Annotated in this window: 15 protein-coding genes; 3 read left to right on the top strand and 12 right to left on the bottom strand. The window is 68.4% G+C overall.

Going from position 1 to position 19,548, the window contains the following annotated elements; all coding sequences use genetic code 11:
* Position 1 precedes the first annotated feature (1 nt).
* The 4 genes from AC5RTY_RS08685 to AC5RTY_RS08670 form a co-directional block, all read right to left on the bottom strand.
* Positions 2–4,834, bottom strand: a complete 4,833-nt coding sequence (locus AC5RTY_RS08685; RefSeq protein WP_494049704.1) for an NAD-glutamate dehydrogenase — start codon at positions 4,832–4,834, stop codon at positions 2–4.
* 78 nt (positions 4,835–4,912) lie between these two features.
* Entirely contained in the window at positions 4,913–5,647 is a 735-nt protein-coding gene (locus tag AC5RTY_RS08680; RefSeq protein WP_494139373.1) for a MinD/ParA family ATP-binding protein, read from the bottom strand.
* Complete coding sequence (locus tag AC5RTY_RS08675; RefSeq protein WP_494139372.1) at positions 5,647–6,225, bottom strand: CpaE/TadZ family protein; 579 nt, start codon at positions 6,223–6,225, stop codon at positions 5,647–5,649. Before AC5RTY_RS08675 ends, AC5RTY_RS08680 begins: the two co-directional genes overlap by 1 nt.
* Entirely contained in the window at positions 6,222–6,869 is a 648-nt protein-coding gene (locus tag AC5RTY_RS08670) for a hypothetical protein (protein ID WP_494000214.1), read from the bottom strand. Before AC5RTY_RS08670 ends, AC5RTY_RS08675 begins: the two co-directional genes overlap by 4 nt.
* A gap of 234 nt (positions 6,870–7,103) precedes the next feature.
* On the opposite strand from AC5RTY_RS08670, the gene AC5RTY_RS08665 reads away from it, so the two are divergent.
* On the top strand, positions 7,104–7,319 hold the full coding sequence (locus tag AC5RTY_RS08665) for a helix-turn-helix domain-containing protein (RefSeq protein ID WP_493979122.1): 216 nt from the start codon (positions 7,104–7,106) through the stop codon (positions 7,317–7,319).
* Between the two features lie 4 nt (positions 7,320–7,323).
* On the opposite strand, the gene AC5RTY_RS08660 is transcribed toward AC5RTY_RS08665, so the two are convergent.
* Positions 7,324–7,884 carry a hypothetical protein gene (locus AC5RTY_RS08660; RefSeq protein ID WP_494025569.1) on the bottom strand — a complete coding sequence of 187 codons (561 nt, stop codon included), beginning with the start codon at positions 7,882–7,884 and terminating at the stop codon, positions 7,324–7,326.
* 157 nt (positions 7,885–8,041) lie between these two features.
* Between AC5RTY_RS08660 and AC5RTY_RS08655 the strand changes: the two genes are divergently transcribed.
* The gene (locus AC5RTY_RS08655; protein WP_494049702.1) at positions 8,042–8,761 is read left to right on the top strand and encodes a LysM peptidoglycan-binding domain-containing protein; all 720 of its coding nucleotides are present in this window, start codon (positions 8,042–8,044) and stop codon (positions 8,759–8,761) included.
* A 97-nt stretch (positions 8,762–8,858) separates the two neighbouring features.
* Positions 8,859–9,482 (top strand): Rv3235 family protein, encoded by a 624-nt coding sequence (locus AC5RTY_RS08650; RefSeq protein WP_494049701.1) that lies wholly within the window; start codon positions 8,859–8,861, stop codon positions 9,480–9,482.
* A 9-nt stretch (positions 9,483–9,491) separates the two neighbouring features.
* Here AC5RTY_RS08650 and secA read toward each other — a convergent pair whose 3' ends face one another.
* The 7 genes from secA to mtrA form a co-directional block, all read right to left on the bottom strand.
* Positions 9,492–12,218 (bottom strand): preprotein translocase subunit SecA, encoded by a 2,727-nt coding sequence (gene secA, locus AC5RTY_RS08645; RefSeq protein ID WP_494012510.1) that lies wholly within the window; start codon positions 12,216–12,218, stop codon positions 9,492–9,494.
* 44 nt (positions 12,219–12,262) lie between these two features.
* Positions 12,263–13,513, bottom strand: a complete 1,251-nt coding sequence (locus AC5RTY_RS08640) for a winged helix-turn-helix domain-containing protein (protein ID WP_494012511.1) — start codon at positions 13,511–13,513, stop codon at positions 12,263–12,265.
* A gap of 28 nt (positions 13,514–13,541) precedes the next feature.
* Positions 13,542–14,264, bottom strand: coding sequence for a ribosome hibernation-promoting factor, HPF/YfiA family (hpf, locus tag AC5RTY_RS08635; protein ID WP_494000220.1), 723 nt, complete (start codon positions 14,262–14,264; stop codon positions 13,542–13,544).
* 240 nt (positions 14,265–14,504) lie between these two features.
* Positions 14,505–15,356, bottom strand: a complete 852-nt coding sequence (locus AC5RTY_RS08630) for a ComF family protein (protein WP_494049700.1) — start codon at positions 15,354–15,356, stop codon at positions 14,505–14,507.
* 108 nt (positions 15,357–15,464) lie between these two features.
* Positions 15,465–17,192 (bottom strand): LpqB family beta-propeller domain-containing protein, encoded by a 1,728-nt coding sequence (locus AC5RTY_RS08625; RefSeq protein ID WP_494012513.1) that lies wholly within the window; start codon positions 17,190–17,192, stop codon positions 15,465–15,467.
* Positions 17,173–18,867, bottom strand: a complete 1,695-nt coding sequence (mtrB, locus tag AC5RTY_RS08620) for an MtrAB system histidine kinase MtrB (RefSeq protein WP_494012514.1) — start codon at positions 18,865–18,867, stop codon at positions 17,173–17,175. Before mtrB ends, AC5RTY_RS08625 begins: the two co-directional genes overlap by 20 nt.
* Positions 18,868–19,545 carry an MtrAB system response regulator MtrA gene (mtrA, locus tag AC5RTY_RS08615; RefSeq protein WP_493989146.1) on the bottom strand — a complete coding sequence of 226 codons (678 nt, stop codon included), beginning with the start codon at positions 19,543–19,545 and terminating at the stop codon, positions 18,868–18,870.
* Between the last annotated feature and the right edge of the window lie 3 nt (positions 19,546–19,548).

Here is a 19,548-nt window from a genome sequence, read left to right as displayed (position 1 = left end):
GCTATCGCCGCACTGTCGAACGCATCAGTCGCAGTGCCACGGACAGCGACGCCATGTCGTCCTGCTCGAGCCTGTTCACTTCCTCGAACATGTCCCGGGTGCGCTTGATGTTCTCCGCGTTGGCCCGTTCCCACTCGTCGAGCCTGGCCTCGGCCTGCTCCCCTGCCGGGGTGCTTTGCATGACCGCCACGGTGATGTCCGTGACCGTCGTGTACAGGTCGTCGCGCATGGCGGCACGGGCGAGCGACTGCCAGCGGTCCTCCCGCGGCAGCGCCGTGATCCGCTCGAGCAGGTTGTCGACGTCGAACCGGTCGTAGACCGCGTAGTAGACGCGTGCGACGGACTCGACCGGTTCGTCGATCTGCCCGGCGATGCGGGCGACGTCGAGCAAACCGAAGCTCTCGAACTGCTCGGCCCACTGCCGGGCGATCCCTGCGGGCAGCCCGCGTTCTTCGGCCGTTTCCAGCCATTCGTGCACGCGGACCAGGTCGTCGCCGCGCAGGTACTGAGCCAGGTTGTTGCGCAACGGGTCCATTTGGGGCTTGAACATCGCGACGCCTTCTGCCACCGGGGTTCCGCTGTCGACATGGTTGATATACCAACGCACTGCCCGGTCCAGCAGGCGGCGCATGTCCAGATGCACCATGCACCACAAATCCGTGGGGAAGCTGGCCGGCAACGCGTTCAACGCTTCCACGAGCTTGTCGAATTCGTAGATCTCGCGCAGCGCCACGAACGCCCGCGCCACGTCCGCCTCGGAGACGGACGTTTCCTCCATGACACGGAAGGCGAAGGTGATGCCGCCCATGTTGATCATGTCGTTGGCAACGACGGTAGCGATGATTTCCCGGCGCAGCGGGTGGCCCGCCATATCGTCGCCGAACCGCTCGACCAGCTGGTGCGGGAAATAACCGCGCAGCACGCCGTCGAAGTACGGGTCGTCGGCCAGGTTGCTCTCGGTCAGCGCATGGGTCAGCTCGATCTTCGAGTACGCCGCCAGCACGGACAGCTCCGGAGAGGTCAGGCCCTGGCCGGCCGCGATCCGTTCGTGCAGCTCCTCGGTGGTAGGCAGCGCTTCGAGTTGCCGGTCCAGTTCGGCGTGGCTTTCCAGCCAGTCCATCAGGCGTTCGAAGCTCGGGCTCCACTCGATGATCCGCTGGCGGTCGTTGAGCAGCAGGACGTTCTGGTCGATGTTGTCCTGAATGACCAGGCGTCCGACTTCCTCGGTCATCGAATGCAGCAGGTCGGCCCGCTCCGCTACCGGCAGTTTCCCGGCGGCGACCATCTGGTCCACGAGGATCTTGATGTTGACTTCGTAGTCCGAGCAGTCCACGCCGGCGGAGTTGTCGATGGCATCGGTGTTGAGGATGATCCCCTTCCCGGCGGCTTCGATCCGGCCGCGCTGAGTCATGCCCAGGTTGCCGCCTTCGCCGATCACCTTGACCCGCAGGTCCGCGCCGTTGACGCGGATGGCGTCGTTGGCCTTGTCGCCGACTTCGGCATTCGACTCGGTCGACGCCTTCACATAGGTGCCGATGCCGCCGTTGTACAGCAGGTCCACCGGCGCCTTCAGGATGGCCTGCAGCAGTTCGGGCGGACTCATGCTCGTGACCTGCGGATCGAGGCCGAGAACTTCCCGCACCTGCGCGGACAACGGGATCGACTTCACCGACCGCGGGTAGACCCCGCCGCCGGCGCTGATCAGCTTCTCGTCATAGTCCGCCCAGGAGGAACGGGGCAGCTCGAACAGGCGCCGGCGCTCCTGGAAGGAGGCCGCGGCGTCGGGATCCGGGTCCAGGAAGATATGCCGGTGGTCGAAGGCCGCGACCAGCCGGATGTGCTCGGAAAGCAGCATCCCGTTCCCGAAGACGTCGCCGCTCATGTCCCCGACGCCGACGACGGTGAAGTCCTCGGTCTGGGTGTCGACGCCGAGTTCGCTGAAGTGCCGCTTGACCGACTCCCACGCGCCGCGGGCGGTAATGCCCATCGCCTTGTGGTCGTAGCCGACCGAGCCTCCGGACGCGAAGGCGTCGCCGAGCCAGTGGCCGTATTCCAGCGAGATGTCGTTGGCGATGTCGGAGAAGCTTGCGGTCCCCTTGTCCGCGGCGACGACCAGGTAGGTGTCGTCGCCGTCCAGCCGGACCACCCGCTCGGGCGGCACCACGTCCTGGCCGGTTGCGGACCGGACCAGGTTGTCGGTGATGTCCAGCAGGCCGCGGATGAAGGTGCGGTAGCTTTCCTGCCCCTCCGCCATCCAGGCCGCGCGGTCCACGGCGGGGTCGGGCAGCCGTTTGGCGAAGAAGCCGCCCTTGGCGCCGGTAGGCACGATGACCGCGTTCTTGACGGTCTGCGCCTTGACCAGTCCCAGGATTTCGGTGCGGAAGTCCTCCCGCCGGTCCGACCAGCGCAGTCCGCCGCGGGCCACGTCGCCGAAGCGAAGGTGGACGCCTTCCACCCGCGGCGAGTAGACCCAGATTTCGTATTTTGGCCGCGGGAACGGTGCACCCTCGATCCGCGACGGGCTGAGTTTGAAGCTGAAGTAGGGCTTGTCCTGGAAGTAGTTGGTGCGAAGCGTCGCGTCGATCAGGTTGGCCAGCGAGCGCAGCACCCGGTCCGCGTCAAGGGTGGGCACGGCTTCGAGTCCCGCCGCGAGCTCGGAGCGGGCGGCCTCGACCGCCGCCTCGCGGTCGCCTTCCAGGTCCGGATCGAAGCTGGCGTTGAACACCGCCAGCAGGGCGCGGGCCACTGCCGGGTTGGCCAGCAGCGTGTCGGAGACGAAGGCGTAGGAGACCAGGTTGCCCAGCTGCCGCAGGTAGCGGGTGTACGCGCGCAGCACCGCAACCTGGCGCCAGCCGATGCCCTCGGCCAGGACCAGCCGGTCAAAGCCGTCCGACTCGCTGCGTCCGGTGACGGCAGCGCCGAAGGCTTCCTCGAGCAGGTCGCCGGTGGCGATCGGGTCGACGCCCGCCGGATACCGGAGGCCGAAGTCGTACAGGAAGTAGTCTTCGCCGTCCGCCGTGTTGATCTCGAACGGGCGCTCGTCCAGTACCTCCAGCCCGGTGTTCTGCAGCACGGGCATGATGTTGCTCAGCGACCGGGCCTCCGGCAGGTACAGCTTCAGCCGGGCGTCGGCGGCGAGGACGTCGGCGCTGTCCTCGGGAACGTAGACGTGCAGCACCGGGGCCGCGCCGGGGTCGCCTCCCTCGTAGTTGCGGAAACGGGCGATGTCCTCGAGCGCGTCTTCCACCTCGTAGTCCACCCGGTAGCTGGGCGGGAACGCGTCCTTCCAGTTCGCCGAGAGGCGGGCAGCCTCCTCGCCGTCGAAATTGGCGCGCAGCACCTCTTCGATGCCCTCCGACCAGGACCGGGACGCCTGGGCAAGCCGGCGCTCAAGGTCGGCCGTGTCGACCTTCGGCACCGTGGAGGCACGCTTGAGGCGGATGCGGAAGAACAGCCTGGCCAGGGCGGATTCGGACATCCGCGCCTCGTAGTCGATGCTCTGCGGGTCGAAGGTGTTGCGCAGCTCCTGCTCGATCCGCAGCCGGACGGCGGTCGTGTAGCGGTCGCGCGGCAGGAACACCAGGGCCGACACGAACCTGCCGTAGGCGTCGGTGCGCAGGAACAGCCGGGTCCGGCGCCGCTCCTGCAGCCGCAGGATGCCCATCGCGGTCGCGGCCAGCTCCTCGACGTCCATCTGGAACAACTCGTCCCGCGGGTACGTTTCGAGGATCGACAGCAGGTCCTTGCCGGAGTGCGAATCGGCCGGGAAGCCGCTGTGCTGCAGCACTGCCGCGACCTTTTCCCGGGCAATCGGGACGCTCTTCACCGAACGGTTGTAGGCGCTGGTGGCGAAGAGGCCGATAAAGCGGCGCTCGCCGTCGACGTTGCCCTGCGCATCGAAGCTCTTCACGCCGATGTAGTCCAGGTATGCCGCGCGGTGCACCGTGGACCGCGAGTTCGCCTTGGTAATCACCAGCGCGCGTTTTTCCCGGGCGCGGGCACGGCCCTCTTCGGTGAGGTGCTGGACCCGCTTCGTGTCGCCGATGTGGCGCATCATGCCCAGGCCGCTGTCCTCGCGGACCAGGAGCACGTCTTCCCCGTCCTGGGTGACGAGATCGTATTCGCGGTAGCCCAGGAAGGTGAAATTCCCGTCGTCGAGCCACTCAAGCAGCTCCTTGGCCTCCTGCAGGTCGGGAATCTCCTCCGCTCCCACGACCGCATCCAGCGACGCCGCAACCTGCCGCACCTGCCGGCGCATGGCCGGCCAGTCCTCGACCGATGCCCGGACATCCGCCAGGACGCTCTTGAGGCCGGACATCAGCTCGGCGGCCTTGTCCGGCTCGATCCGCCCGGTCTCCACGGCCATCCAGGATTCGATCCGCAGGACCTGGTCGCCGCCGGTCTCAAAGGATCCCAGCTGCGGCAGTGCCGCCGTGTCGCCGCTGGAGACTCCGGCGGCGGCCGGCACCTGTTCCACGCCGGTGAGGTCGTGGCTGTCCCGGGCCCGGGTGGCTACAAAGGTGGGGTGCGTGATCATCCGGATGGCAATGCCGTGGCGCAGCAGCTCCGCGGTCACCGAATCGACCAGGAACGGCATGTCATCGGTGACGATCATGACGACGCTGGCCTCGGGTTCGTCCCGGATGGCGGTCACGGGCTGCGCCGGCGGCCGGTGAACCGCCAGCTCCCGGTGCGCCAGCGCGCGGGCGCGGAGCACATCCGGACTGTAGCTCGCGGCATCCTCCGCGGCCAGGTGCTCATAGTATTTAGCGATGAATTCCTCATCGCCGGTAGCTGAGCTGGACAGATCCGCCATGCTGGATCCAGTCGACATGTAAAACGCCTCCGATAGGTGGGTCCCAACCGCGCCGTTGCGGTCCTTCGGCAAGCCTAACGCGGCGCGTTCAAAACTTCACTTTGAGCGGGCACGACGGCAGATTCCCCGCCTGGGCGGCGCCGGCCGGCTTCCGGCCAGCCCGGCGATGGCGTGCCGCAGCGCAGAGCCCGGCGCGGATTCCAACAGGACCGAGCCGCCCAGCAGGGCGGCATCGGCTGCGGCGGTATCGGACGGCAGCAGGGCGGGGACGCCGGCGGCCGGCACGAACCGTTCCCAGGCCTCCCGCAACTGTGCTTCCGGCCGGGCTCCCACGGCTGCCGCCCGAACCTTGTTGAGCACCACTTCGGCCGAGGCGGAGGGGACGGCATGCGCCAGTTCGTCCAGCGCGCGGACCAGCCGCGGCAGCCCCACCGAATCCGCGCTGCCCACGGCCAGCACCCGGTCCGCCGCCTCCAGCACCCGCAACGTGGCACCATTGCGCCGCGGCGCCATCGAGTCAAAGCTCAGCTCCTCGTCGTGTTCCAGCGAGAAACCGCAATCCACGACGACGGTCTCCGCCACCGCCCGCGCCACGTCCAGCACCGCCCCGAGCGCCGACGGCCTCAGCTCGGTCCACCGGTCCACCCTCGTAATCCCGGTCAGCACCAGCATCGAGGTTCCGGCCACGGCTACCTTCAGGCAGACCCGTTCCAGGGCCGGGCTGTCCAGCACGCCCTGGTCCGCCAGCCGGCAGGCGTGGGCAAGCGCGGCAGATTCATCGAGCAGGCCAAGGAACGCGGCGACGCTGGCCCCGTAGGTATCCGCATCCATCAGCAGGTCCGCCGGCCGGCGGCGGCGTATTCGGCGGCGAGGTTGACCGCCACGGTGGTGCGTCCCGGCGCCCCGGCCGGACCCCACACCGCGACGAGTTCACCCTTGGCCCCTGCAGGTGCCGGCGGTTTAACTGCAGCGTCGTGCGGCCGCAGGGCCCGGGCGGGGTCGGCCAGCGCCGCCCCTCCCGGCGCAGCGGCTCCTGCTGCCGCTTTGGCCGCCGTCAGCGAGCGCAGCTGCGCGACGGACTCGGCCACCAGTGCTGCCAGGGCCACGGGCTCAACGGTTGCGGCACCCGTGCGGATGCCGAGCGCTTCGAGCCGGAGGCGTTCCCCGCCGTCGTCGGTCAACGCCACCACGGACACCTCGGCGCCGTGCAGCCGCTCCAGCACACTGCCGTCGAGCTCCCTCGTCCGGCCCGCCACGATGGCCGCCCGGGCCAGCCCGGACTGCGCCGCCGCCAGCAACTCCGCGAGGTCGGTGCAGCGCCGGACCACGGTGACAGGCCCATGGAGCCGTTCCAGGCCGGTCACGAAGTCGGCGGCCGCCGTTCCCAGCGTGACGACCGGCAGACTCATGGAGTACCGGCCGGGTTGAGTACCACGTTGATGCGTGCCCCGTTGGCGAGGGCATGCAGCAGCGCCGGCATGGTGTCATCCCCCACCAGGACGTGCAGCCGTTCCGCCCCGGACGAGCCGAAAGCGGTGGTGGCGCGCGTCAACTGCGACACCTCGGCCGCCTCGAGCAGCCTCTCCGGCTCCTTGAAACCGTTGCGTCCGTCGGGCAGCGACACCCATACATCGACCCGGGAACCGGGACCGGCCTCCTCGGGCAACGGGCTCTCGATACTCAGGCCGATCGGTTTCCGGTCCAAGTCGTCGCCGGCGCCCAGCACGGAAGCCGGCAGCAGTTCACCGCCCCGGACCAGCGCGGTGGCGACGGCATCTGCCGGCAACCCCGTTGCTGCCGGCAGATAAAGGCTGCCCGCCTCGCCCAGCCGAACGTCGACGACGACCACGTCGGCGGCGGAGATCGGTTGTCCCACCGCGATGTCCGTCCTGGCCGCCAGGACACCGGTGGTCTTATCCGCGCTGTTGACCAGCGCTGCGACTCCGGCCACCGAAGCCGCCACGAGCAGCAGCCCCACCAGCAACCGGGGATCTTTCCACGACGGGCGTTTCAACCGCTGTGCGACGGTTTTTTCTGCGATGGCAGCGCTCACGAATTTTCCCCCCTTATTCCCGCGCCCCAGGGGACAGCCAGCCTGCGCTCCGAGAGTCGGCCCCGAGGCCGCGGGTGGCACCATTCTGGTCGTGGCCCAGGGGAAAGGGAACCGCCGCGGCCACCCGGGCCGGATCTGGGGAAAACTTTTCAGAAGCAACGGGTCCAGTTGGATCAAACGACGTCAAACGGTGCCATAATGGCTGAAACCGTCCCCGCTCCGAAGGATCAGCCCATGCCGCGGTTCCTCACCCTGTCCGATGTGGCGGAGGAGTTGCAGATCTCCTCGTCGCAGACGTACGCCCTGGTTCGCAGCGGCGAACTTCCCGCCATCCAGATCGGCGGCCGGGGCCAATGGCGCGTCGAGCAGGTCATGCTCGACCAGTACATCCAGGACAAGTATGCCCAGACGCGGCGGCTGATCGAAGAGGCCAAGTCCACCACGGAATGAGCATTCAGTCCGGGCTGCGCGACACGAGGGCCGCAATGGCCGCGAAGGGCACCGTGTAGACCGACCGGACATTTGCCGCGCGCCTGTCCTCGCCCGACGGCACCGCCGCGAGGTCGAAGGAGTCCGCCCCGACCCTGTCGACCACCCCCTCGGCCGCCGGGATGCCGGGGCCGCCCGACAGGTAGACCGCGACCGGTGCGCGGTCGCGGCCAAGGGCGCGCAGTGCGGATCCGAGCCCGAGCCGACGCGCCCCGGTCGAGTCGGCAACCGCATGCCGGCCCATTCCTTCGAGCAGTTGGACAGCGGCCAACGGCAGGAGCACGCTCCGCACTCCCTCGTACAGCACCAACCAGGTTGATCCGACATGGGCCAGCGTCCCCTCGAACCTGAGGTCTGTGCCTGCACGGACGCGCAACCTGCTGCCCAGCTGCCCCCGAAGCCGGTCGGCCAGACCCACCGCGGCCAACTCGATCCGGGCGCGCTCGTTTACCTCCGCTTCCAACTCCAGCCGGTCTGCGGCGTGTAGCTGGGTCTCCAAATCGGCAAACAGGGCGTCCCAACGCATGGCGCCAGCCTAGGAACCTGCACCACATACCGTCAACGGAAAACCGACTGCTTTACAACAAGTGTTTGAAGCTGCCACTATTGGAAAACAAATAGCACTAAACATAACCAAACTACATCAAACGGCAGTAACACGTTTCTCTCCGGAGGCGCTTCCCATGCTCAGAACCACCGCCGATCTGGCAACCACAGGGCTGGTGACGGCTTGTGCCGCCGTGCTGGTGCTCGCGGGGAGGGAGCTGGCCACCGGCGCCACGTGGCCTTCGCAGAACTATCAGGACCTGCTGGCGCTCCTGTCGATCGGAGCCGGCGCGGCCGTGCTCTGTTGGTTGCTCCTGGGCATGGCGGCAGCGGCGGCCTGCGCGGTGCTGGCCAGGACCGGCCACAGTCGCCTGGCGGCCCGGTGGGCCGTGTGGAGTCCCGCGTTCCTGCGGCGCTTGGCGGGCGCCGTCGTCGGCCTCAATCTGGTGGTGGTCGCGGGCGCCCATGCGGCGGCCGCAACGCGTCCGGCCGAAGCCGCGGCCGGGACCGGCGCGTCCAGCGCTGCCGTTGTGGATCCCCGGTGGCAGCCGGACGGCCTGGCCGGTCGGATAAACCCTCCGGTGGACCCCTCATGGAAGCCCGCTCCGCCGGCCGCGGCCCCGGGCGCCGTCGTCAAGCCGCCAACCCGGGAAGCCTCTGACGCACCCCGGCTGGTTACCGTCACCGCCGGGGATTCCCTCTGGCAGCTCGCGGCCGCCGAGCTGGGCCCGCTGGCGACCGACGTGGAAATCGCCGAGCGGTGGCCGGAGTGGTATGCCGCCAACCAAACCCTCATCGGTCACGACCCCTCCCTAATCAAACCCGGGCAAACGCTCGTCGTACCTCCGCCCGGATAGTGAAGCTTTCCGGAAGCGGCCGAGAGACGCACACGGGAGCCGTGCTGTGTGGCGCGGCTGGAAGCCAAGGCAGTACCAGTGGAAGGAAGGGCAGGACATGGACAACGTGCGACACCTCCCGGCCGTGCAGACGCCGGAGAAGGAAGCCGCGGCGGGCGCGCGCCTGGACACGCTGGCACCGGCGAGCGGGGCGCCCCGGCCCCTGACGGTACGGCGGGTCAAACCGGCCGGGCCGGACGGCTACTTTGCGCCCGTCATCCGGTTGCAGCCCAGGCGACCGGATGACACCCGCGGGACGGCCGGACCCGCCGCAGTGCCCCGTCCCGTTCCGCTGCCGGTGGGCGGGGACCCCGAGGCGGAGGCCGAACTGCTCCACGTCACGGCGATGGCCCGGTCCGTGGCGCAGGCCTGCCTGGAGGCCGTCTCCGGCACACGGCCGGTCCAACAGCTGGCCCGCTGGCTTGACCCCGCCAGCTACGAAAAGCTGGTGCACCGGGCGGACATCGCCAGGGCCCACCAGGCGCAGCTGCGTTCCGATGGCCGGGCACCGCTGCGGCTGCACCGCAGCCCCGTGGTCCGCTCCGCCCGGGTGTGCCGTGCCGCCGACAGCGCCTATGAAGCGTCGTTGGTGGTGGCCGAGACCCGCCGGATACGCGCGGTGGCGCTGCGGCTGGAGTGGATCCGCGGACTGTGGAAGGTCACGGCCCTGGAGATCGGCTGAAGCCCCAAACTACTTCCGGCGCTTGCCGCTCTTGGCGGGGCGCTTGTCCCTGGCGGGCGCTGCCGCCTTGGCCGGGGCCTGGCGTTCGACCCGTGTCTCGGCTTCCCCGGATGCACTGGGCGCCGTGAACTGCAGGGCCGCCGGCCGCTGCGGAGCTTCCAGGCCGGCCGCGGTGATCTGCGGCGCCGCCGCCGCCCGGGCGTCAGCGACCCCGGGGACCGTCGCCTCGGCCGGCTGCTGAACCTGGACCTCGAGGTTGAAGAGATAGCCGATGCTCTCTTCACGGATGGACTCCATCATGGCCTGGAACATCACGAATCCCTCGCGCTGGTATTCGACCAGCGGATCGCGTTGGGCCATGGCCCGCAGTCCGATGCCCTCCTTGAGGTAATCCATCTCGTAGAGGTGTTCCTGCCACTTCCTGCCGATCACCGAGAGCACCACGCGCCGCTCCAGTTCGCGCATAGTCTCGGAGCCGAGCGTCTGCTCGCGCTGGGCGTAGGCGACCTTGGCATCGGAGACAATTTCGGCGCGCAGGAAATCCGCCGTGACCCTCGAGCGCCCGCCGGCTTCCTCCAGCACCTCGTCGATCGTCAGTTCGATCGGGTAGAGCTGCTTGAGGTTGGTCCACAGCTGCTCGTAGTCCCAGTCGTCGCCATGGCCCTCAGCGGTGGCTTCGTTGACCATCGCCGTCACCACGTCCTCAAGGAAGAACGCGACCTTCTCGTGCAGGTCGTCGCCTTCCAGGATGCGCCGCCGGTCGTTGTAGATTGCCTCACGCTGCCGGTTGAGCACGTCGTCGTACTTCAGCACGTTCTTGCGCTGCTCGGCGTTCCGGCCTTCGACCTGTGCCTGGGCGTTCTGGATGGCCTTGGAAACCATCTTGGACTCCAACGCCACGTCGTCGGGCATGCGGGAGGAGTTCATGATGCGTTCGGCCGCGCCCGAGTTGAACAGCCGCATCAGGTCATCGGTCAGGGAGAGGTAGAAGCGGGATTCACCCGGGTCGCCCTGGCGCCCCGAGCGGCCGCGGAGCTGGTTGTCGATGCGCCGCGACTCATGCCGTTCGGTGCCCAGCACGTAGAGACCGCCGAGCTCCTTGACCTCGTCGTGCTCGGCCTGCACGGCTTTCTGCGCCGCTGCCAGGGCGGCGGGCCAGGCGGCCTCGTAGTCTTCCGGGTTCGCGGCGGGGTCCAGGCCGCGGCGTTCCAATTCGGCCACCGCGTTGAACTCGGCGTTGCCGCCGAGCATGATGTCCGTACCGCGGCCGGCCATGTTGGTGGCCACCGTGACGGCACCCTTGCGGCCGGCCTGCGCGACGATCGCCGCTTCCCGGGCGTGGTTCTTGGCGTTGAGCACTTCGTGCCGGATACCCTGTTTCGCCAACTGCTTGGACAGGTACTCGCTCTTCTCCACGCTGGTGGTGCCCACCAGGACCGGCTGGCCCTTTTCGTGGCGCTCGGCGATGTCCTTCACGACGGCGTCGAACTTGGCGACTTCGTTCTTGTAGATCAGGTCCGACTGGTCGATGCGGGCCATCGGCTTGTTCGTCGGGATCGGAACCACGCCGAGCTTGTAGGTGCTCATGAACTCGGCCGCTTCGGTTTCGGCGGTGCCGGTCATGCCCGAGAGCTTGCCGTAGAGGCGGAAGTAGTTCTGCAGGGTCACCGTGGCCAGCGTCTGGTTCTCGGCCTTGATCTCGACGCCCTCTTTGGCCTCGATCGCCTGGTGCATGCCTTCGTTGTAGCGCCGGCCGGCCAGGATGCGGCCGGTGTGCTCGTCGACGATGAGCACCTCGCCCTTGAGCACCACGTAGTCCTTGTCCCGCTTGAACAACTCCTTGGCCTTGATGGCGTTGTTCAGGAACCCGATCAGCGGCGTATTCGCCGATTCATACAGGTTGTCGATGCCGAGGTAGTCCTCGACCTTTTCGATGCCGGATTCCAGCACGCCGACGGTACGCTTCTTCTCGTCGACTTCGTAGTCTTCGGTGTCCTTCAGCCGCATCACGACGCGCGCAAATTCGGTGTACCAACGGTTCACGTCGCCGGAGGCCTGGCCGGAAATGATCAGCGGGGTGCGGGCCTCGTCGATCAGGATCGAGTCGACTTCGTCCACGATCGCGAAGTGGTGTCCGCGCTGGACCAGTTCGTCACGGCTCCAGGCCATGTTGTCGCGCAGGTAGTCGAAGCCAAACTCGTTGTTCGTGCCGTAGGTGATGTCCGCCGCGTACTGTTCGCGGCGCGTCGCCGGGTTCTGGTTCGACAGGATGCAGCCGCTGGTCAGGCCCAGGAAGCGGTAAACACGGCCCATCAGGTCGGACTGGTATTCGGCCAGGTAGTCGTTGACCGTCACCACGTGGACGCCCTTGCCGGTGAGCGCGTTCAGGTAGGCGGGCGCGGTGGCCACCAGCGTCTTGCCTTCGCCGGTCTTCATCTCCGCGATGTTGCCCATGTGCAGGGCTGCGCCGCCCATCAGCTGGACGTCGAAGTGGCGCAGGCCGAGCGTGCGGCTGGCGGCTTCGCGGACGGCCGCGAATGCCTCCGGGAGCAGGTCGTCGAGCAGCTCGCCGTCCTGGTAGCGCTGCTTCAACGTGTCGGTTTCCCCGCGCAACTCGGCATCCGTGAGGGACTTGAAGTCCTCTTCCAGGACGTTGATCGCATCGGCGTAGCCGCGCAGCCTCTTCAGCGTCTTCTTGTCGCCGGTACGAAGCACACGCTCGAGAATCGTTGGCACTACATAGCTCCCAGTCAGTTGCGCAGAAATCTGGCTCGTTCAGTCTACGTGAGAGACGAGTCCCGCAGCGTTTTGGTTCCCGGCGGCCGTTTCGCGCTCTCACGGGCCAGGGCCGGGGCCAAACCGCCGCTCTCCTGAACCACGACGGCGTCCAGCGCCAGCCACTCGGCCATGCCGGCCAGCTCGGCTGCCAGCTCCGCGGCGGTTCCGGGCGGGGCGTCGTCTTCGGCGTGCGCAGCCCGGACCACGAGCCTGCCCGAGGCCCGGTCCGCTTTCAAGTCCACGCGGGCACACAGCCGGTCCCCCAGCAGGAACGGCAGGACGTAGTAGCCGTAGGTCCGCTTCGGCGCCGGCGTGTAGATTTCGATCCGGTAGCGAAAGCCGAACAGCCGCTCCACCCGCTGGCGTTCGAACACCAAGGAATCGAAGGGGCTCAGGAGTGCCCTGCCGGTGGCGCGGCGCGGCCGGGCCGCCTCGGCGTGCAGGTACACGTCGCCCCTCCAGCCATCCACCTGCACCGCTTCCAGCTTTCCGGCCGCCTCCAGGGTCCGCACCGCGTCGGCGGCCGCCCGCACCGGCACCCGGAAGTAGTCGGCGAAGCACTTGACGGTCCCGATGCCGTGAGCCAGCGCGGCGGCCTCGATCAGCCTCAGCATCGCCTGTTCAGGATCGGGCCGGTACTGTGCGTCGTGCGGGGCTGGCAGCACCCGCTCGGTCAGGGTGTAGAGCCGTTCGAACTGGGGAGTCCGCGCGGCGGCGCTGACCAGCCCCTGTTCGAAGAGGTCCTCCAGCACCCGCTTGACCGCGTTCCAGTTCCAGCCCCAGTCGGTCTTCGGCTGGTGCGCGTCATGGCCGATCCGGTCGGCGACCGCCCGGGCGGTCAGGCCGCGCGAGGAGGAAAGCGTGTCCAGGATCTTGGCGGTCAGGTCCTGGACGAGGACCGGGTCCATGCCGGCGGCGCCAACCCACCGGCGACGCTGCCACTGGCGGAGATCGGCGAAATCCTGCGGCTTGATATAGCTGGCTTCGTGCGCCCAGTACTCCATCATGCGGCGCGGCGCTTTTCCCGCAAACCGGTGGAGGATGTCGACGTCGTAGCCGCCGAGCCTGGAGAAGAACGGCAGGTAATGCGAGCGCACCAGCACGTTCACGGAGTCAATCTGCAGCAGCCGCAGCCGGTCAAAGGTCCGGCCCACCTGCCTTGCCGTGACAAGGCCGGTGGGCCGTTCCTGAACCAAGCCCTGCGCCGCCAGCGCGATGCGGCGGGCCTGGGCCGGAGTGATGCGGGCTGTCATGCCTTCATACTAGGCAGCCGCGGCGCTGTCAGGCCTTGGCGCCCGCCGACGCGCGGTAGGCCAGCACCTCTTCGCGCGCCTTGGCTTCTTCGGCGCTGCAATCGGCGTCGAGGGTGATCACGCCGTACGTCCAGCCACGACGGCGGTAGACGACGCTGGGTGCGTTCGTCGCCTTGTCGATGAACAGGTAGAAGTCGTGTCCCACCAGTTCCATGTTGTCCACGGCATCGTCGAGAGTCATGGACGCGGCCGGGAAGACCTTGCGGCGGATCAGCACCGGTGAGTCTCCGGCGGGAACATCGTTGTCGATGTCGTAGCCGGTCCGGTCCTCGGCCTGGTCCTGGGCAGTTGCCGCAGCCAGCGCCGCTTCGTGCAGCGGCATGTCCGAGCTGGCCGGTTCCAGCGTGGCGGTGGCCTGATGGACGGCGGTCGGGGTGTGACGGCCGTGGTGGACCTTGCGGCGGTCCCGAGCGCGGCGCAGGCGCTCCAAAAGCTTGTTATAGGCAATGTCGAAAGCTGCAAACTTGTCCGCGGCCTTGGCCTCGGCGCGGACCACGCTGCCCCGTCCGAGCACGGTGAGCTCGACGGTCATCGAGCTTTCGGCATTGCGGGCATTAGCCTCTTTGGTGACTTTGGCATCAAGCCGCTGGACCTTGTCGCCCAACTGCTCGATCTTGGAGATCTTCTCCTCAGCGTACTCGCGGAACCGATCCGAAACGGACAGGTTGCGGCCGTTGATGTTGAATTCCATGGTGCCCTCCATAATTGCCTAGATGACACAACAGCGACCGAAAAGAGAAACTCCTTTCAGCCGCTGAAGACGGGTTGCCTCCCTCGCGGGAGCCCATACTTCACGTTAGATCACGGACACCTTTTATTCACCCTTTACCCACGAATATCTACAACATTTGCCGACGATGTCCGAGGGCACTCCGAGGGCCGGTGCAGCCGGCACTGCATAATCGTTACACCCCGCGTCATTCCGCGGTGCTCACGAGGGCCGGCTCGCGGCCTCCCGGCCCGCATCCCGGCCGGCGGGCCCGGCCGGGGCCGAGGCGGCTGCCAGCACCGCTCCGCCCAGGGGATGTCCGCCGGCGGCACGCAGGGCCCGGGCCAGCTCACCCATCGTGGCACCGGTGGTGAGCACGTCGTCCACCAGGAGGCAGCACCTCCCGGCGATCAGGGGTGCGTACCCCGGCGGCACGGCCATGCTGCCGGCAACGTTCCGTTGCCGCGCCGACCGGCCCAGCGACTTCTGCCCGCCCGGGGAACCCGGCCGCTGCAGGCGCCGCGCCGGGTCCACCTGGCGGACGGCGGGCAGCAACTGCAGGCCGGCCGGCAGCAGGCCTTGCCGGGCCAGGCGGGACAGCAGCAGTTGAAGCGGATCGTAGCCGCGGCGCCGGCGGGAGCTGCCGCGCGAGGGAACCGGGACCAGCACCGCCGCGGCGGGCCGGCCCGCACGTGCCGCGGCCGCGTCCAGGGCTCCGGCCAGCACGACGGCCAGCACCGGCGCCAACTCGGTCCGGCCGTGGTTCTTAAAGGCCAGCACGGCCTGGGACAGTTCACGCCGGTAGGGCCCCCCGGCGGTCACCGGCAGCGGTCGGCCTGCCTCGTCCAGCGGCAAGGAGTCGGCGTCCTGCTCCACGGCGATCGGTCGCACCGTCGAGCGCCGCAGGCGCCGCCTGCAGGCAGCGCACAGGACGTAATCCGTCGCACCGCAGGCCACGCAGTCGGTCGGCAGCAGCAGCCGGCCGAACTGCCCGGACCAGATCCGCAGCGCCTGCGCGGCCCGGCTGAAATACAGCCTGTCCAGCCGGGTGCCCACGTCCGCCGTCACCTTCATCACCGTGTCCCCGCCATCCCTTCAGCCTGGCCGCGCCCCCGCCCGCCCGGGGCGGCCCGGGCGCCGGCTGTGGAGTGTTCCGGTGCTGCGGCCGCTGTGGAGGCGGGGCTATCCGGGGAAGGACGGATCGATGACCAGCGGGGAATTTCGCTGCGGAGCCCAGCTGTTGCCGACGCGGATGTAGAGCATCTCGTTGGTCTGGGCGTACACGTCCTGGTCGCCGTTGCCCGCGCTGATCTCCACCATCCCCTGCAGGGGCGCGGTCCGCAGGGTGCTGCCGTCCAGGTTCAGCACCTCCGCAGTCACCGCTTGGTCGGGCGAGGCCTGCATGACGACGACGGTATCCTCGTCCGCCCAGACGCCCGAGTCCACCGGCACCGAGGGGTTCAGCCGCTTGGGGGTGGTGATGCCCCGGGGCCGGCCGTCCTGGTCGCGGACGACGCCGGCAACGTAGACCGAGGTGCTCTCGCCTTCACGGGTGGTGATGAGCGCCCTGGAACCTTCACGTGAAATCTGCAGCTCGGTCACGGTCCGCTCCGTCAGCCATTGGGCGCTGACCGCCACCGATTCGTCCGGCGCCTCGACGGAAACCGCGGAGACTTTCCCGCTGCCGTCGCCGGCCGCCGCCCAGGCCCAGCCGAAGGGATCGACGCTGGGTCCGGTGAGGTTGCTTCCGGTTGCCGCCTCCACCGCGCGGCGGTCCTCGCCGATCACGAACATCCGGTTGCGCTCGGCGGTCAGGAAGGCAAAGCGTTCCTGGTCCAGCGACATCGCCGGTTCGCGCGGGCGCAGCCGGCTGACGGACGGCAGGTCTTCCGGCTTGACCGGCCGCGATCCTTCGTAAAACACCAGTTCCTCGTCCAAAACCCCGATCTGCACGTTGCCGACCGCGGGGTCCGTCACCGCGGCTTGGAACTGGGGATCGGGGGAATTGCCCAGGTCCACTTCCCGCTGGTCCACGGTCATCTGGACGGTGGAGACGGTATTGAGCTCTCCCAGCGTCAGTTCCAGCTGCTGTTGCATCTGCTGCCGGCGCAGGAACGTGGTGCCCGTGAGGACTTCGGCCGACAGGTCCACGCTGGCAGCCCCCGATTCGATCGGTACGGCCCGCCGAACCAGCTGCGAGCCTTCCGGGAAGGCACTGATCACGGCGCCGGCCAGGTACGGCGCGGGCCCCTCCAGCATGGCAGCCACGATGGCCGCCGAGATGCCCTGCCGGTTGGCGAACCAGCGCACGTCCGGCACGGCATACGTGTACGTCGGGTCGTAGTAGTACAGGTTGAACGGGGAGAACAAGGTGCGGAAGTCCACCGTGGAGACCATGGTCCCGTCCGGAACGCTGGAGATCCGCCATTCGCCGTCCACCTGCGCCAGTTCCACCGGCAGCGATTCGGTGGCCCCTTCCTCCGCCTGGGTGCGGACGCCCGACTCGTTGATCGTGGCATCGACCTCCACCTGGAGCACGAATTCGGTTTCGGACGGCGATCCGACAATCCGCACGACGTTCCGGTACACCAGCGTCCGCTGCACCGGCTGCCATTCGCCGGCGAGGTCCGGGGCGAGGAATTCGCGCGCAATCCGGTAATCGTCCTGCGTGGCCGTGCCCGCCTGGATGAAGCCGGCGACGATCTGCTGCGGGGAGTCCCCCGGCGACGGCCCCGGCGGGTTGAAGGTGTAGCCGGTCCCCCCGGTTTCGCCCGAATCGGCCTGGACCGTGCCCACCGGCCCCGACATCGGGATGGAGGAACAGGAGACCAGCGCCAGCATGGCACAGAGCATGACGACGACGGCGCGCAGCCGGGAGGGGCGGGCAGGCTCAGCTGGGATCCGGAACACCGTTTTCCTCCTGCTGTTCGAGGAGCACATTCTCGGCCACCAGTTGGCCGTGCCACGCGGAGGCGCCGGCCGGTGGCAGCGGCAGCGGCGAATGGGTAAGCGTGCCGCCGCTGTGCCGCGGCAGCGTGAGCCGGAAGCAGGCACCGTTGCCCGGCTCGCCCCACGCCTGCAGCCAGCCGCCGTGGAGGCGGGCATCCTCGGTGGAAATCGACAGCCCCAGACCGCTGCCGCCGGTGGTCCGAGCCCGGGCCGGGTCGGCGCGCCAGAAGCGGTCGAACACCCTGGAGGCTTCCATGGGCGTCATCCCGATGCCGTAGTCCCGCACCGAGACGGCCACGGCGTCCTCGGTTGCCCCGACCGTGACCTCCACCGGTTTGCCTTCGCCGTGTTCCAGTGCGTTGACAATCAGGTTGCGCAGGATGCGTTCGATCCTGCGACGGTCCATGTCGGCGATGCAGCGCGGCTCGTGGGCAATCAGCCGCAGCTCCGACCCGCTGTTCTCCGCAAGCGGCTGGGCGGCGTCGAGCGCGGTGCGGGCGATCTCCACCAAATCGGTCGGCTCCGCGTCCAGTGCGGCAGCACCGGCGTCGAAACGGGAGATTTCCAAGAGGTCGGCGAGCAGCGCCTGGAAACGCTCCACCTGGTTGTACAGCAGTTCCGTGGAGCGGGCGTTGATGGGATCGAAGTCCCCGCGCGATTCGTACAGCACCTCCGCGGCCATGCGGACCGTGGTCAGCGGCGTCCGCAGTTCGTGCGACACATCGGACACGAACCGCTGCTGCATTTCCGACAGCGCCGCCAGCTGCGTGATCTGCTCCTGCAGGCTGTTGGCCATGTGGTTGAAGGAGGCCCCCAGCCGGGCGAGTTCGTCCTCGCCCCGGACTTCCAGCCGCTCCTGCAGTTGTCCTGCCGCCAGCTTCTCCGAGGCGATCGCCGCCTGGCTGACCGGGTGCACGACGGCGCGGGTCAGCAGCCAGACGATGCCGCCGACCAGGATCAGCAGCAGCCCGCCGCCGATCCAAAGCACCCGGTGAATGAAGTCCAGGGTCTGCTGGACCGAGGAGAGGTCGTAGATCAGGTACAGCGCATACGAATTGCCCGGCGGCAACGACACCTTGGTGCCGAATCCGATCGCGGGGACATCGCTGTCGCCCACGGGCAGCGCGAGCGCCTGGCGGTACTGCCCGGTGCCGGTGGCGACTTCCCGGGCCAGCCCCTCCGGAATGATGTTGGCGGTGATGGAGGTGTTCGACTGGCTGAACACGTAGAGGTTCTGGCCGCCCGGCAGCGGCGTCAGCAGGTAGTAGCGCGGCGCTTCGGCGCCGGTGCCTTCCAGCAGTTTCAGCGTGTCCGCCACCATGCTGGAGACGGTCGCCCGGTCGCTGGCCGAGGAACTCTCGAAGATTGTCTTGACCTGGGACAGCCCGCGCCGGGACTCGGCTTCCGCCTGGTTTACCCGCTCCTGGTAGAGCCCGGAGGCGATCTGGCTGGAGAGGAACGCGCCCACGCCCATGAAGGCGAAGGCGGTGAGCAGGACGGCGGCGGTCACCGTACGGAACTGCAGCGACCGCCGCCATTTCCGGTTCAGGAACTCGCGGGCCCGCAGCGTGGCATGCCAAGCGGCCTCAGCTGCCGCCTTCAGCTTGGCTGTCCACCGGCTGAGAACCGGCTCCACTTACCCTTGGCCGGCCTTGTAACCGACGCCGCGCACCGTGAGCACCACTTCGGGGGCCTCCGGATCGCGTTCGATCTTGGAGCGCAACCGCTGGACGTGAACGTTGACCAGGCGGGTGTCTGCGGCGTGGCGGTAGCCCCAGACCTGCTCCAGCAGCAATTCGCGGGTGAAGACCTGCCAGGGTTTCCGGGCCAGGGCCACCAGCAGGTCGAATTCCAGCGGGGTGAGCGAGATCTTCTCGTCCCCGCGGTGGACCACGTGCCCGGCAACATCGATCACCACGTCGGCGATCCGCAGGGTCTCGGGCGCCCGCTGGTCGCCCGGGCGCAGGCGCGCGCGCACCCGGGCTACGAGTTCTGCCGGCTTGAACGGCTTGGGCACGTAGTCGTCGGCACCGGATTCCAGGCCCCGGACCACGTCGGAGGTGTCCGACTTGGCCGTCAGCATGACAATGGGAACATCCGATTCGCCACGGATCTGGCGGCAGACCTCGATGCCGTCCAGCCCCGGGAGCATCAGGTCGAGCAGCACCAGGTCCGGCTTGCTGCTGCGGAAGACCTCGAGGGCCTGCGCGCCGTCCGCGCAGAACACGGGATCGAATCCGTCGTTGCGCAGCACGATGCCGATCATCTCGGCCAGGGCCTCGTCGTCGTCTACGACCAGAATGCGTGCCTTCATATC

The organism is Arthrobacter sp. Y3224055, assembly GCF_059090825.1.
Note: the sequence above shows the minus strand (reverse complement) of the source record. Positions and strands in the feature narration are given on the sequence as shown.

Bases quoted from the DNA above. Each gene is read 5' to 3' on its own strand.
- AC5RTY_RS08685 (WP_494049704.1), bottom strand. From the start codon at position 4,834: ATGTCGACTGGATCCAGCATGGCGGATCTGTCCAGCTCAGCTACCGGC.
- AC5RTY_RS08680 (WP_494139373.1), bottom strand. From the start codon at position 5,647: ATGGATGCGGATACCTACGGGGCCAGCGTCGCCGCGTTCCTTGGCCTG.
- AC5RTY_RS08675 (WP_494139372.1), bottom strand. From the start codon at position 6,225: ATGAGTCTGCCGGTCGTCACGCTGGGAACGGCGGCCGCCGACTTCGTG.
- AC5RTY_RS08665 (WP_493979122.1), top strand. From the start codon at position 7,104: ATGCCGCGGTTCCTCACCCTGTCCGATGTGGCGGAGGAGTTGCAGATC.
- AC5RTY_RS08660 (WP_494025569.1), bottom strand. From the start codon at position 7,884: ATGCGTTGGGACGCCCTGTTTGCCGATTTGGAGACCCAGCTACACGCC.
- AC5RTY_RS08655 (WP_494049702.1), top strand. From the start codon at position 8,042: ATGCTCAGAACCACCGCCGATCTGGCAACCACAGGGCTGGTGACGGCT.
- AC5RTY_RS08650 (WP_494049701.1), top strand. From the start codon at position 8,859: ATGGACAACGTGCGACACCTCCCGGCCGTGCAGACGCCGGAGAAGGAA.
- AC5RTY_RS08640 (WP_494012511.1), bottom strand. From the start codon at position 13,513: ATGACAGCCCGCATCACTCCGGCCCAGGCCCGCCGCATCGCGCTGGCG.
- hpf (WP_494000220.1), bottom strand. From the start codon at position 14,264: ATGGAATTCAACATCAACGGCCGCAACCTGTCCGTTTCGGATCGGTTC.
- AC5RTY_RS08630 (WP_494049700.1), bottom strand. From the start codon at position 15,356: ATGAAGGTGACGGCGGACGTGGGCACCCGGCTGGACAGGCTGTATTTC.
- mtrA (WP_493989146.1), bottom strand. From the start codon at position 19,545: ATGAAGGCACGCATTCTGGTCGTAGACGACGACGAGGCCCTGGCCGAG.